The 13336-nt window shown below is 61.1% G+C and carries 14 protein-coding genes; 11 read left to right on the top strand and 3 right to left on the bottom strand.

Going from position 1 to position 13336, the window contains the following annotated elements:
* Positions 1-138: 138 nt before the first annotated feature.
* From C3Y91_RS16135 to C3Y91_RS16125, 3 genes are all read right to left on the bottom strand, one after another.
* The gene (locus tag C3Y91_RS16135; protein ID WP_024320700.1) at positions 139-1329 is read right to left on the bottom strand and encodes a GNAT family N-acetyltransferase; all 1191 of its coding nucleotides are present in this window, start codon (positions 1327-1329) and stop codon (positions 139-141) included.
* A 78-nt stretch (positions 1330-1407) separates the two neighbouring features.
* The gene (locus C3Y91_RS16130) at positions 1408-2127 is read right to left on the bottom strand and encodes a glycerophosphodiester phosphodiesterase (protein WP_024320701.1); all 720 of its coding nucleotides are present in this window, start codon (positions 2125-2127) and stop codon (positions 1408-1410) included.
* A complete protein-coding gene (locus tag C3Y91_RS16125; RefSeq protein ID WP_024320702.1) occupies positions 2124-2594 on the bottom strand; it encodes a RidA family protein in 471 nt (156 codons plus the stop codon). The genes C3Y91_RS16130 and C3Y91_RS16125 overlap by 4 nt, the downstream gene beginning before the upstream one ends.
* A gap of 136 nt (positions 2595-2730) precedes the next feature.
* Here C3Y91_RS16125 and C3Y91_RS16120 point away from each other — a divergent pair, with 136 nt between their 5' ends.
* The 11 genes from C3Y91_RS16120 to C3Y91_RS16070 all read left to right on the top strand — a co-directional run bounded on the left by C3Y91_RS16120 (position 2731) and on the right by C3Y91_RS16070 (position 13323).
* Positions 2731-3567, top strand: a complete 837-nt coding sequence (locus tag C3Y91_RS16120) for a cell envelope integrity EipB family protein (protein ID WP_018073454.1) — start codon at positions 2731-2733, stop codon at positions 3565-3567.
* Positions 3568-3758: 191 nt separating this feature from the next.
* Positions 3759-4835, top strand: coding sequence for a toxic anion resistance protein (locus tag C3Y91_RS16115; RefSeq protein WP_024320703.1), 1077 nt, complete (start codon positions 3759-3761; stop codon positions 4833-4835).
* A 14-nt stretch (positions 4836-4849) separates the two neighbouring features.
* Positions 4850-6418, top strand: coding sequence for a substrate-binding domain-containing protein (locus C3Y91_RS16110; RefSeq protein ID WP_168575571.1), 1569 nt, complete (start codon positions 4850-4852; stop codon positions 6416-6418).
* Positions 6419-6425: 7 nt separating this feature from the next.
* On the top strand, positions 6426-7043 hold the full coding sequence (locus tag C3Y91_RS16105; protein ID WP_018073457.1) for a 5-bromo-4-chloroindolyl phosphate hydrolysis family protein: 618 nt from the start codon (positions 6426-6428) through the stop codon (positions 7041-7043).
* Positions 7043-8149, top strand: a complete 1107-nt coding sequence (locus C3Y91_RS16100; protein WP_018073458.1) for a type 2 periplasmic-binding domain-containing protein — start codon at positions 7043-7045, stop codon at positions 8147-8149. Before C3Y91_RS16105 ends, C3Y91_RS16100 begins: the two co-directional genes overlap by 1 nt.
* Positions 8150-8330: 181 nt before the next feature.
* Positions 8331-9098, top strand: coding sequence for a 30S ribosomal protein S2 (gene rpsB / locus C3Y91_RS16095; protein WP_018073459.1), 768 nt, complete (start codon positions 8331-8333; stop codon positions 9096-9098).
* A 255-nt stretch (positions 9099-9353) separates the two neighbouring features.
* Positions 9354-10280: a translation elongation factor Ts gene (gene tsf, locus C3Y91_RS16090; protein WP_018073460.1), complete on the top strand. Its 927-nt coding sequence runs from the start codon at positions 9354-9356 to the stop codon at positions 10278-10280.
* Between the two features lie 96 nt (positions 10281-10376).
* On the top strand, positions 10377-11099 hold the full coding sequence (gene pyrH / locus C3Y91_RS16085; RefSeq protein WP_003539289.1) for a UMP kinase: 723 nt from the start codon (positions 10377-10379) through the stop codon (positions 11097-11099).
* A 52-nt stretch (positions 11100-11151) separates the two neighbouring features.
* Positions 11152-11712, top strand: a complete 561-nt coding sequence (gene frr / locus C3Y91_RS16080) for a ribosome recycling factor (RefSeq protein ID WP_017964143.1) — start codon at positions 11152-11154, stop codon at positions 11710-11712.
* Positions 11713-11749: 37 nt separating this feature from the next.
* A complete protein-coding gene (locus C3Y91_RS16075; protein ID WP_018484698.1) occupies positions 11750-12493 on the top strand; it encodes an isoprenyl transferase in 744 nt (247 codons plus the stop codon).
* Complete coding sequence (locus C3Y91_RS16070) at positions 12493-13323, top strand: phosphatidate cytidylyltransferase (protein ID WP_018073462.1); 831 nt, start codon at positions 12493-12495, stop codon at positions 13321-13323. Before C3Y91_RS16075 ends, C3Y91_RS16070 begins: the two co-directional genes overlap by 1 nt.
* Positions 13324-13336 lie beyond the last annotated feature (13 nt).

Here is a 13336-nt window from a genome sequence, read left to right as displayed (position 1 = left end):
TTTCACAGCGCCGCGCGTCTTTTCAAACGCGCAAAGGACGCTGTAGCGCTTTGAATTGCTGCATAATTTTATCCTTAAATCGATTCCGATTTAAGGAATATGCGTCGTTGATCGGGTAGCGCGACCGGTGCGGCGGCGTCAATCCTCCTGCAGACGCTCGCCCTTGCGGAAAGGACTGTGTTCGGTCAACAGCTCGCTCATCTGTTCGACATCGGCGCGCTCTCGCGCGAGATAGTCGCCGATCGCCCGGCGAAGGCCGGCATGAGCGACATAGTGGGCGGAATGCGTCGTCACCGGCAGATAGCCGCGGGCGAGCTTGTGTTCGCCCTGGGCGCCGGCCTCGACACGTTTCAGCCCTTTCGAAAGGGCGAAGTCGATCGCCTGGTGATAGCAGACCTCGAAATGCAGGAAGGGATGATCCTCGATGCAGCCCCAGTGACGGCCGTAGAGTGTATCGCCGCCGATGAAGTTGATCGCGCCGGCGATATAGCGCCCGTCGCGCTTGGCCATGACGAGCAGGATATCGTCGGCCATGCGCTCGCCGATCAACGAGTAGAACTTGCGGGTGAGGTAGGGCCGGCCCCACTTGCGCCCGCCAGTATCCATGTAAAACTTGAAGAACTGGTCCCAGATGCGTTCGGTCAGGTCGCGGCCGGTCAGCCAGTCGATGCTGATACCGTTTTCGAGAGCGGCGCGGCGCTCCTTGCGCAATGCCTTGCGTTTGCGCGAGGCAAGCGTTTCGAGAAATTCCTCGTGATTGGCATAGCCGTCATTGATGAAATGGAACTGCTGGTCGGTGCGGTGCAGATAGCCGTCCATCTCGAAGACGCCGATCTCTTCGTCCGGCACGAAGGTGATATGGGCCGAGGAGATACCGAGCCGGCGCACGACCTCCTTCAGGCTTTCGGCGATCGCGCTCTGGATCGGTAGCCGCTGCAGCCCCTCGGCGACAAGAAGACGCGGGCCTGTCGCCGGGGTGAACGGGATCGAGCACTGAAGTTTGGGATAATAACGCCCGCCGGCCCGCTCGAAGGCGTCGGCCCAGCCATGGTCGAAGACATATTCGCCCTGGCTGTGGTTCTTGAGATAGCCGGGCAGGGCACCGATCAACTCGCCGCGATCGGTCTCGAGCAGCAGATGGTGGCCGAGCCATCCCGTCTCTGCGTCGGCCGAGCCGGATTCCTCAAGCGACGATAGAAAAGCGTGTGAAACGAAAGGGTTGTAGGCAATCGTAGCGCAGGTCTTCGACGCTCCGGAAAGCTTGGACCAGCTCTCCGGGGAAATCGCGGTGAAGGAGCGTTCGACGCGAATGGATAGTTCGTCAGTCATGGGACAAATGCGAAGCCTGTGGGAGGATGGTTTCGGCTCTGTCTCAGTCTGCGCATGATCTTGGCCAAAAAGCGAGCGTCAAGCAGCCACACGCGGATCGAAGCCTTCGAAGGTCATCTGGTCTGCGTTTGCGAATGTAAGCCGGCGCGCCTCTTCGTCACGCACCGTCCAGGTGATGACAGGAATGCCCTTTTCGTGTTCGCTGGTGATAAAGGCGTTCGGCAGATCGCCATAATGGTAGGAGATGAAATCGAGGCCGATCTCCATCGCCTTCGCATGTGTCTTGAATGCGTCCGGCGTGTTGCCGTTGGCGGTCAGCCCGAGAGGGTAGGGCGAGCCAAGCGTCTTCAGATCGCGCAGCAGCCAGTGGTCGAAGCTCATTAGCGCCACCTTGCCCTGATAGCCTTCGAGCACCTCGAGCACGGCTTCGGCAAAACCCTCGTCATCGGCCTCGCGTCCCTTGAGCTCCAGCACCAGCGGCACCTTGCCCTTGACGAGGTCGAGGAGCTGGCGCAGCGTCGGCACCTTGTCGCTGGTGCCGCCGACGGCGATCAGTCCGAGTTCCCTGGAGGTGCGCTCGCGGATGTCGCCATTGAGATTGCACAGGCGCTGCAAGTCCTCGTCGTGAAAGATGACCGGCACGCCATCGGAGGCGTAATGCAGGTCGCATTCGATCGCAAAGCCCGCTTCGACGGCGCGCGAGAATGCCGAAAGCGTATTTTCCCAGATATGGGTGTTGAGATCGTGATAGCCGCGATGGGCGACCGGCAGGTCCCTGATCCAGGCAGCATTGGTCATTCGGCGATTTCCATGATAGCGTCTATCTCGACGGCGGCGTTCAACGGCAGGGCGGCCATGCCGACAGCAGCACGCGCATGTTTGCCGGCTTCGCCGAGCACGCCGGCAATCAGGTTCGAAGCGCCGTTGATGACGAGATGCTGCTCAATGAAGTCGGGCGCCGAGGCAACGAAGCCGTTCAGCTTGACGACGCGCCGGATACGGCCGAGATCACCGCCAAGTGCCGCCTTCGCCTGGGCAAGGATGTTGATGGCGCAGAGTTCGGCGCCGCGCTGGCCTGCTGCAACGTCGACGGTCTTGCCGAGATGGCCCGATACGGCGACCTTGCCGCCTTCGAGAGGCAGCTGGCCGGAGATGTAGAGGAGATTGCCGCTGATGACATAGGGAACGTAATTTGCAGCAGGTGCTGCGGCTTCGGGCAGGGTTATCCCCATCTCAATCAGGCGCGCTGCTATTTCATCGGACATTTTCGTCTCCGCTTTTGTTGTCAATTCTTCTAAAATTATGCATCAAGACTAGAATCTTTAATATGACAGTTTCGAGCCTCGATTTGGCCGAAAGCGTTCTTATAACATCGCGACCGAGTCCAACAGGAGTTAATGAATGTTCCGATCGAGTCTTGTCGCTCTGCTTCTCGCCAGTGTTTCCGCCAATGCATGGGCGGCTGCGCCCGCGGTAAGCGCTGCGATCGCGACCGGCCTCGTTGCACATCGTGCGGTCTACGATCTGGAATTGAAGGACGCCTCGGACCGCTCTGGCATCGCCGCCATGTATGGTCGCATGGTTTATGAGTTCGATGGCAGCTATTGCCAGGGCTTCACCACCAATTTCCGCTTCGTGACGCAGATCGACACCGGCGACAGCGTACGCGTCAGCGACCAGCAGACGAAGACCTTCGAGAACCTGAAGGACGGCAAGTTCACCTTCGACACCAAGTCCTTCACTGACGACCAGCTCGACAAGGAGGTCAACGGTGCGGCTCAGGATCAGCCGGATGGTGTCAAGGTCGATCTGACGCAGCCGGCGAGCCGCGAGCTCCAGCTTTTAGAAAGCCGTTTTCCCACGGAACATATGCTCGACGTCATCCAGCACGCCAAGGACGGCAAGCGCTTCTTCGAGGCGCGTGTCTTCGACGGTTCCGATGACGGCGACAAGTCGCTTGCGACGACGACGATCGTCGGCAAGCAGGAGACCCCGATCGCCGAGGAAACCGATGCCGGTAATGCCGGCGCCTTCTCCAAGACTGCCTTCTGGCCGGTAACGATCGCCTATTTCAACGAGAATGCGAAATCCGATGCTTTGCCGGTCTACCGCATGTCGTTCAAGCTCTATGAGAACGGCATCACCCGCGACCTGACGATGGATTACGGCGATTTCGTCCTGACCGGCAAGCTCGCCAAGCTGGAGCTGCTCGACCGCAAGGCCGAGGTTTGCAAATAGGCGGCGAGAGCACGCCTGTCATAAAACTGTATCATAAAATTCACTATGGTTCGGCGATCAGCGATGACTGAGTCGCCGTCTGTCGTCCTGCTTTTCGGGTCGGTGCGATCCCAGCGGCCAAGCCATTGCGATGACGTCTCTCCGTCAGACTGCGTAGACCATTACGCACCGCAAGCTTGAAAGCCCGAGCCATGGCCGATACCGATCTCGCGACTGTTCAGAATGCCGCCCTGCCGGTTGTCGTCGCCGATCCGGCGGAAATTGCCCGCATTTCCGATAGCATCAATATCACCGACCGCGCCGGCATCTCGGTCTATGGCGACCGCGCCCAGCAGGCGGTCAGCGATTATGCCGACAGGATCCTGCGCGAAGTCCGCAACAAGGATCTCGGCGATGTCGGCCGCCTGCTGACCGACATCATCCTCAAATCGAAAAGCCTCGATCCGGCATCGCTGAAGGATAAGGGTTTCCTCAGCCGCATGTTTCTCTCGGCCAAGGCCCGGCTCGAACGCTTCAAGGCGGAGTTCGAAGACGTGGCCGGCCAGATCGACCGGATCGGCCTGGAGCTCGACCGCCATAAGGATACGCTGAGGCGCGACATCGCGCTGTTCGACGACCTGCATGAGGAAACCAGGCAATCGATCATGCGGCTCGAGGCCTATGTTCAGGCCGGCAAGACTTTCGCCGAGCGTTTCCGCGGTGTCGATCTGCCGAGGCTGAAGGCGCAAGCCGAGGCGGCGGCGACCGGCCCCGGCGGCGGCATGCTCGAGGCGCAGACCTATCAGGACAGCCTGCAGGCGCTCGACCGGTTGGAAAAGCGGGTCTTCTACCTGCAGCAGGCCCGCCAGCTCGGCATTCAGCAGTTGCCGCAGATCCGCATCGTTCAGGCGGGCGACGAAACGCTGATCGAGAATCTGCAGGCGACTTCGGCGCTGACGGTGCCGGCCTGGAAGCAGAAGATGGTGATCCTGCTCGGCCTGACGCGGCAGAAATCGGCGCTCGATCTGCAGAAGGCGGTGACCGACGCCACCAACGACATGATCCGCCAGGCATCCGAGATGATGAAGGACCAGGCGATCGCCATCGAGCAGCAGTCGCAGCGCGGCATCGTCGATATCGACACGCTCGCCAAGGCGAACAGGGATCTGATCGATACCATATCAGGCGTGCTGCAGGTTCAGGAGGAGGGGCGTCGGAAACGGGCGCTCGCCGAGCAGCAGATGGAGCAGATGACGATCGAACTCAAGAAGGCGATGACCCAGGCGTGATCGGCAAGATGACGATGCGAGCACTGCTTTCAGGCCTGGCACTTCTTGCCCTTCTGTCCCTGTCCGGCTGCAATCCCTTCGGCCAGGGGCCGGAGTTTTCGATCCTATCGGGATCGGAGAATACCGTTCTGCAGCCGATCGTCGAGGAATTCTGCAAGCAGAAGAACGCCGCCTGCACCTTCAAATATGAAGGCACGCTCGATATCGGCCTGGCGCTGCAGAGCGACGAGGGCGTCGCGCAGGATGCAGTCTGGCCGGCCTCCAGCGTCTGGGTCGACATGTTCGACACCAGGCGCCGCGTCAAGAACCTGACCTCGATCGCCCAGACGCCGGTGGTATTGGGTGTGCGCAGGTCGAAAGCGCAGCAGCTCGGCTGGATCGACAAGGATGTCTTCATGAAGGACATTCTCGCTGCCGTCGAGAGCGGATCCCTGAAGTTCCTGATGACCTCGGCGACGCAATCCAATTCGGGCGCCAGCGCCTATCTTGCCATGCTGTCGAGCGCGCTCGGTAACAAACCGGTGATCGAACCCGGCGATCTCGACGACAAACACGTCCAAGAGAGCGTCCGGTCGCTGCTGTCAGGTGTCGTGCGCTCTTCCGGTTCTTCCGGCTGGCTTGCCGATCTCTATGTCGAATCCGCCGGCAAGGGCACGGTCTACGACGCGATGTGGAATTACGAGGCGGTGCTGAAGGAAACCAACGACAAGCTTGTCGCCCTGTCGCAGGAACCGCTTTACGCGATCTATCCGGCCGATGGTGTGGCCATGGCGGATTCACCGATCGGTTTCGTCGATCATGGCCGCGGGCCAGAAGTCCAGACCTTCTTCAACGATCTGCTCGCCTATCTGAGCTCTGCCCCCGTGCAGCAGCGCATCGCCGATACCGGCCGGCGCATTCCGCTGACCGGCGTTGCCGCAAAACCGGACCCAAGCTGGAATTTCGACCCCGCCCGGCTGGTGACGGCGATCCGCATGCCGGAGGCCGGCGTCATCCGCCAGGCGCTCAACCTTTATCAGGCGGCGCTGCGCAAACCGTCGCTGACCGCGCTCTGCCTCGATTTTTCCGGCTCGATGCAGGGTGACGGCGAAGACCAGCTGCAGAAGGCGATGCGTTTCCTGTTGACGCCCGACGAGGCGAGCAAGGTGCTGGTGCAATGGTCGCCCGCCGACCAGATTATCGTCATTCCCTTCGACGGCAGCGTGCGCAACACTTTCATGGCCAGTGGAAACCCGCTGGAGCAGGAAGGGCTGCTGAACGAGATTTCCCGGCAGAAGGCCGATGGCGGCACGAATATGTATGCCTGCGCTGAACAGGCTCTGCAGCAGATTACCCGAACTGACAGGCTCTCGACTTATCTGCCTGCCATCGTCATCATGACCGACGGCAAGTCCGATGATCAAAGCCAGGCTTTCATGCGTTCATGGAACGCGATGGAGCCACATGTGCCGATCTTCGGCATCACATTCGGCGATGCCGACAAGACCCAGCTCGACAGCCTCGCCAAGCTGACCTCAGCGCGCGTGTTCGACGGCGGTTCGGATCTCGCCACCGCCTTTCGTACGGCGCGAGGCTATAATTAGGACAGGCATGCGCAACTGGCTCGGCAATGACGGCAACTGGATCGTAGCGGGACTGGCGGCGGCAATCACCGTGCCGCTCTTGAGCTTTGCCGCCGGCATGCCGTTCTGGATCGCTGCCATCATCGCCCTCCTGGTCTTTGCCGGCCTCGTCATTCTGCTTGCGCCGCGCCGGCTGTTCGAAGGCCTCGATATCAAGAGCATCGGCAGCGGACGCGTCGCCTTTGCCCGTGAGCTGCTGGTGGCCGCCGTTCCCTTTGCCGAACGCCTGGAGACTGCCGCGGATGTGATCGGCGACAAACAGATGGCGGCCGCAGTCCGGCATCTCGCTGAAATCGCCGCCGATGTCTTTCGCAAGGTCGAAGCCAAGCCCGAAAGTGCCAATGCCGTGCGGCGGTTCCTCTCCTATTATCTGCCGCGTTCTGCCGAGGTGGCGGAAGGTTTTGCCGTCATCGAGGCCAAGCGAGTTCCCGACCCCAAGCAGCTGGAGGAAGTGCGCGGCGTGCTGGTGAAGCTCGAAGAGGCCTTCGTCCATTATGCCGACAGCCTGGTTGATGAGGAACTCGGCACGCTCGACACTGATCTGCGCCTCATCCAGGCATCGCTCAAAGAGGATATCGGACGCTGATGGCCCTTTCTCGTCGCGCCTTTGGAGTGGGACTGCTCGGAGCCGGCGTCGCGGGCACCGGCGGTTATTTCGCCGTCCGGGATCGGCCGGAATTGCAGGGCCTGCTCGGCAGCCGCACGACGCTGTTCGGCTTCGTCGGCGGCGAAAAGGAGGCCTTCCTGGCCGATCCTGACGTCATCAGGGCGCTCGGCGGATACGGGTTGACGGTGGACAGCCGCGTCGCCGGCTCCGTCGAGATGGTCCGCGAACAGGCGCTGCTGTCGCAGCGTCCGCAATTCCTCTGGCCGTCCTCCTCGATCATGGTCGATATCGCCAGGCAAAACGGCATCAATATCCGCAACGACCGCGTCGTGCTGAACACACCGATCGTGGTCTATTCCTGGCAGCCCGTTGTCGACGGACTGATGAAAGCGGGATTGGTGACGGTGACGAACGAAGGTCATCATCAGCTCGACCTCAAGGCGTTGCTTGATGCGATTCTTGCCGGATCCGACTGGTCGAAGCTCGGCGTCAATTCGCTCTATGGCCGCGCCCGCATCGTCTCGACCGATCCGAACCGCTCCAATTCCGGCTTCATGTTCGCAGGCCTGGTGCTCAGCCTTTTCAGCGGCAATGTCGCGACATCAGGTGACCTTGCTACGTTTGGCGGCAAAGTGCAGGCGATCTTCCGCAACATGGGCTTCAAGTCGCCATCCTCAGGCAAGCTTTTCGATCAGTATCTGGCAGGCGGCCTCGGCGGCGAGCCGATGATCGTCGGCTATGAAAACCAGCTGGTCGAATGGATCCTCGCCGATCCCGCGCGATGGGAGCGGATCAAGGCGAGCGCCGGCGCAAAGCCCGTGGTGCTCTATCCGCGCCCGACCGTTTATTCAGCACATCCGCTGATCGTCGTCGACGAGAACGCCAACCGGCTGATCGAAGCACTGGTGAGCCCGAAGCTCCAGGAACTTGCCTGGACGAGACACGGCTTCCGTGGTCCGCTGGGGACTGCCACCGGCAATGCCGACAGCGCGATCGGCTCTCTGCTGCCGGCCGAGGTCGATGCCATCCTGCCGATGCCGGATGCAGGCGTCTTGCTGTCGCTGCTGCCGACACTGGTAAGCTAAGCGGCCAGGTTTTTTCCGCATAAGCCTTGCTTTTGTGCCAAATCGAATGTATGGGCACCGGCATTCCACACGTAAGGCATGGGATCGTCCGGGAGAAATCCGGGCTGTTCCGCCCGGTGGCATTCTCGAAGAGGATGCTGTTCGCCTTGCGGAGGTTCAACCGGAAAAGGAGTAACAAGGCATGGCATTGCCTGATTTTTCTATGCGCCAGCTGCTTGAGGCAGGCGTCCACTTCGGCCACCAGACCCATCGCTGGAACCCGAAGATGAAGCCGTACATCTTCGGCGATCGTAATAACATCCACATCATCGACCTGGCCCAGACCGTTCCGATGCTGTCGCGCGCCCTTCAGGTCGTCAGCGACACCGTTGCCCGCGGCGGCCGTGTTCTCTTCGTCGGCACCAAGCGCCAGGCGTCTGAGATCATTGCCGACAGCGCCAAGCGCTCGGCCCAGTACTACGTCAACTCGCGCTGGCTCGGCGGCATGATGACGAACTGGAAGACGATCTCCAACTCGATCCAGCGCCTGCGCAAGCTCGACGAGATCCTGAACGGCGAAGCCCAGGGCTTCACCAAGAAGGAACGCCTGAACCTTGAGCGCGAGCGTGAAAAGCTCGACAAGGCTCTCGGCGGTATCCGCGATATGGGCGGCACGCCCGATCTGATGTTCATCATCGACACCAACAAGGAAAAGATCGCGATCGACGAAGCCAAGCGCCTCGGCATCCCGGTTGTCGCCATCATCGATTCGAACTGCGATCCGGACCTGATCGACTATCCGATCCCGGGTAACGACGACGCATCGCGCGCAATCGCCCTTTATTGCGAGCTGATTTCCCGCGCCGCCATCGACGGCATCGCGCGTCAGCAGGGCTCTTCCGGCCGCGATCTCGGCGCATCCTTCGAAGTTCCGGTCGAGCCGGCTCTCGAGGAAGCAGCCGAAGGCTGATGAAAGCGGGCGGATCGAAAGATCCGCCAATGCTTGCAGAGACTGGGCTTGCAGAGACTGGGAAAGGCCGCTCGCGACTCATCGAAGTTCGGCGGCCTTGCCTGTTTCAAGGGGAGGGCGTCAGGCTCTCCGCCCGAGAAGTTTCGTTATGACGCGTCTTCATCACGCTGTCATACATACAGGTACATTTCGTGCCTCAATCCGGTGCCGAGCCGCGCTTTGCGCTCCACCGTATGAACCGACAAGAGGAAGCTAATGAGCGAGATTACGGCTGCAATGGTGAAGGAACTGCGCGAAAAGACCGGCGCAGGCATGATGGACTGCAAGAAGGCTCTTGCTGAAACCGGTGGCGACATGGAAGCGGCGATCGACTGGCTGCGCGCCAAGGGTATCGCCAAGGCCGACAAGAAGTCCGGCCGCACCGCCGCCGAAGGCCTCATCGGCGTTTCGAGCCAGGGCACCAAGGCCGTCGTCGTCGAAGTCAATTCCGAAACCGACTTCGTTGCCCGTAACGATGCCTTCCAGGAACTCGTCCGCGGCATCGCCAAGGTCGCTGTCTCGACCGACGGCACCGTCGAGGCCGTTGCCGCTGCGAACTACCCGGCATCCGGCAAGTCGGTTTCCGACACGATCAAGGATGCGATCGCAACGATCGGCGAGAACATGAACCTGCGTCGTTCGACCGCTCTCTCGGTCGAGGACGGCGTCGTCGCCACCTATATCCACAATGCTGTTTCCGACGGCCTCGGCAAGCTCGGCGTTCTCGTCGCGCTGAAGTCGACCGGCGACAAGGAAGCCCTGAACGCCATCGGCCGTCAGGTCGCCATGCACATCGCCGCGACCGCGCCGCTGGCGATCCGCCCGGAAGAAGTCGATGCCGCCGTCGCCGAGCGCGAGCGCAACGTCTTCATCGAGCAGTCGCGCGCTTCCGGCAAGCCTGACAACATCATCGAGAAGATGGTCGAAGGCCGCATGCGCAAGTTCTTCGAGGAAGTCGCCCTTCTCTCGCAGGCTTTCGTCATCAATCCGGATCTGACCGTCGCAGCCGCCATCAAGGAAGCTGAAAAGGCCGTCGGCGCGCCGATCGAAGTTGCCGGCATGGCCCGTCTGCTGCTCGGCGAAGGCGTCGAGAAGGAAGAAACCGACTTCGCAGCCGAAGTCGCTGCTGCCGTCAAGGGTTGATCTTCCAGCCATAATTGGGAAAACACGAAGGGCATCGCGTGACAACGCGGTGCCCTTCGTGTATCGGGCATTCACGGCAATTTACGAGGAGCCAAGATGTCTTTAGAGCCTGTCTATAAACGTGTTCTACTCAAGGCTTCCGGCGAAGCGCTCATGGGTGGCCAGGGTTTCGGGATCGATGTGACGGTGGCGGACCGCATTGCATCCGATATCGCCGAGGCAAGGCATATGGGCGTGGAAGTCGGCGTCGTCGTCGGTGGCGGCAATATCTTCCGCGGTGTGGCGGTAGCGTCCAAGGGCGGCGACCGGGTCACCGGCGACCATATGGGCATGCTCGGCACTATCATCAACGCGCTGGCGCTGGCGACCTCGCTGCGCAAGCTGAACATCGATACGGTGGTGCTTTCGGCCATCTCCATGCCGGAGATCTGTGAAAGTTTCTCGCAGCGCGCGACCCTTTACCATCTGTCGATGGGACGCGTGGTGATTTTTGCCGGCGGCACCGGCAATCCCTTCTTCACCACCGATTCCGCTGCGGCACTGCGCGCCGCCGAAATGGGTGCGGAAGCGATCTTCAAGGGCACGCAGGTCGACGGCATCTACACCGCCGACCCAAAGAAATATCCCGATGCGACCCGCCTCGACCGGCTGACGCACCAGGAAGTGCTGGACAGGGGGCTGGCGGTGATGGACGTTGCCGCCGTGGCGCTCGCCAGAGAAAATTCCATTCCGATCATCGTCTTCTCGATCCACGAGAAAGGCGGTTTTGCTGAAATCTTGACGGGCGGTGGCCTCAAGACCATCGTCTCCGACAACTGATATAAGCTGCGCCGCGGTTTCGGCGCAGCCCTCGCCAGACGGGAGCATCGACATGAGTGAAGGTATCGACATCAAGGAACTGAAGCGCCGCATGGATGGCGCGATTTCCGCATTCAAGGGCGACATCGCATCGCTGCGCACCGGCCGTGCTTCGGCCAACATCCTCGACCCGGTCACGGTCGAGGCCTATGGTTCGCGCATGCCGCTGAACCAGGTCGCCAACATCACCGTGCCTGAGCCGCGCATGCTGTCGGTTTCCGTCTGGGACAAGTCGATGGTCAGCGCCGTCGAGCGCGGCATCCGCGAATCCAATCTCGGCCTCAACCCGATCATCGACGGCCAGAACCTGCGCATTCCGCTGCCGGAACTGAACGAGGAGCGCCGCAAGTCGCTCGTCAAGGTAGCGCACGACTATGCAGAAAAGAGCAAGGTGGCGATTCGCCATGTCCGCCGCGATGGCATGGACGGCCTCAAGAAGGCCGAAAAGGACGGCGTCATCGGCCAGGACGAGAGCCGGGCGCAGTCGGAACGTGTACAGAAGATGACGGACGAGACGATTTCCGAAGTCGACCGCTTGCTTGGCGAGAAGGAAAAGGAAATCATGCAGGTCTAGTGGATCTGTGCCTTTGCCTGGAAAGACCGGACGGGAAATGTCGGAATCTGTATTTGTGACTGTGCCAGAGCATGTTGCCATCATCATGGACGGCAATGGCCGTTGGGCCAAGCAGCGTGGTCTGCCGCGCACGATGGGCCATCGCAAGGGTGTGGAGGCGGTACGCGAGACAGTACGCGCCGCCGGCGCCGTCGGCATAAAATATCTGACCCTCTTTGCCTTCTCCTCGGAGAACTGGCGTCGGCCCGAAGCCGAGGTCTCTGATCTGCTCGGTCTGCTCAAGGCTTTCATCCGCCGTGACCTCGCCGAGCTCCATCGCCAGAACGTGCGGATCAAGGTGATCGGCGACCGCCACAGCCTGCGCAGCGACATTCTCGGCCTGCTGCTCGAAGCCGAGGAAACGACCAAGGACAACACGGCGCTGACGCTGGTCATCGCCTTCAACTATGGCTCTCGTGACGAGATCGCCCGCGCCGCGGTGAGCCTCGCCAGGGATGTCGAGGCTGGCCGCCTGAGGGCGCAGGACATCACCCCGGCGCTGATCAACGCCCGTCTCGACACGGCAGGTATCCCCGATCCGGATCTCATCATCCGCACCAGCGGCGAGGAGCGGCTTTCCAACTTCCTCCTCTGGCAGGCCGCCTATTCGGAATTCATCTTCCTTCCGGAATACTGGCCGGATTTCACCCCCGAGATCTTCCGTTCGGCGCTCGAGACATTCGCCTCTCGCGACCGGCGCTTCGGCGGCCTCTCGTCGCAGGCAGCCGCGGTCGGCACCTGATGCAGAGGGAATTGAAGCTCCGCATTGTTTCAGGACTGATTCTTGCGGCCATCGTTCTCGCCGCCACCTGGTATGGCGGCCTTGCCTTCCGCATCCTGGCGGTCGTCATTGGCTTGCTGATCTACTATGAATGGTCGAAGATCACCGGTATCGCCCGCGATTGGGTTGCCAATGCCGTCGGCTGGATCGGCGAGGCGGCGATCGCCTTCCTCGTGCTTGTCGGCAATTTCGAATTCGCCGCCGGCATGCTGGCCGGCGTCACCGCCGTCGGCATCGCCCTCATCATCTTGCAGGGCACGAGCCGCTGGTTTCCGGCTGGCCTGTTTTATGCCGGCGCTACCGGCCTGGCGCTTGCCGCGATCAGAAGCGATGACCGGCCCGGCCTTTACGCCATGCTCTTCGTCTTTGCGGTCGTCTGGGCAACCGATATCCTTGCCTATTTCGTCGGCAGGGCGCTCGGCGGACCGAAGCTTGCCCCTTCGATCTCGCCTGGAAAGACCTGGTCTGGTGCAATCGGCGGCGCCGTTTCGGCGGTCGCAGCCGGCGTCGTTCTCGTCCATTTTCTCCTTCCGGGCGCTGAAATCATCGCCGCCTTCGTGGCGCTTGTTCTGTCGGTTAGCAGCCAGTCCGGCGATCTTTTCGAATCGTTCATCAAGCGGAAATTCGGCGTCAAGGATTCCAGCCGTCTCATTCCGGGCCATGGCGGCGTCATGGACCGTGTCGACGGACTGATTTTTGCCTGTTTTTCGGCGTTCTTGCTTGCATGGCTTTTTTCCCTGATAAAGGGGACCGGAATGACGTCGCTTGGCGCGGCATTGTTCGGACTCTGACAACGAGGCAGTC

Origin of the sequence: Rhizobium ruizarguesonis, from assembly GCF_012349115.1 — a bacterium.
Classification (GTDB): domain Bacteria; phylum Pseudomonadota; class Alphaproteobacteria; order Rhizobiales; family Rhizobiaceae; genus Rhizobium; species Rhizobium ruizarguesonis.
This window is presented reverse-complemented; position numbering and strand designations above follow the sequence as displayed.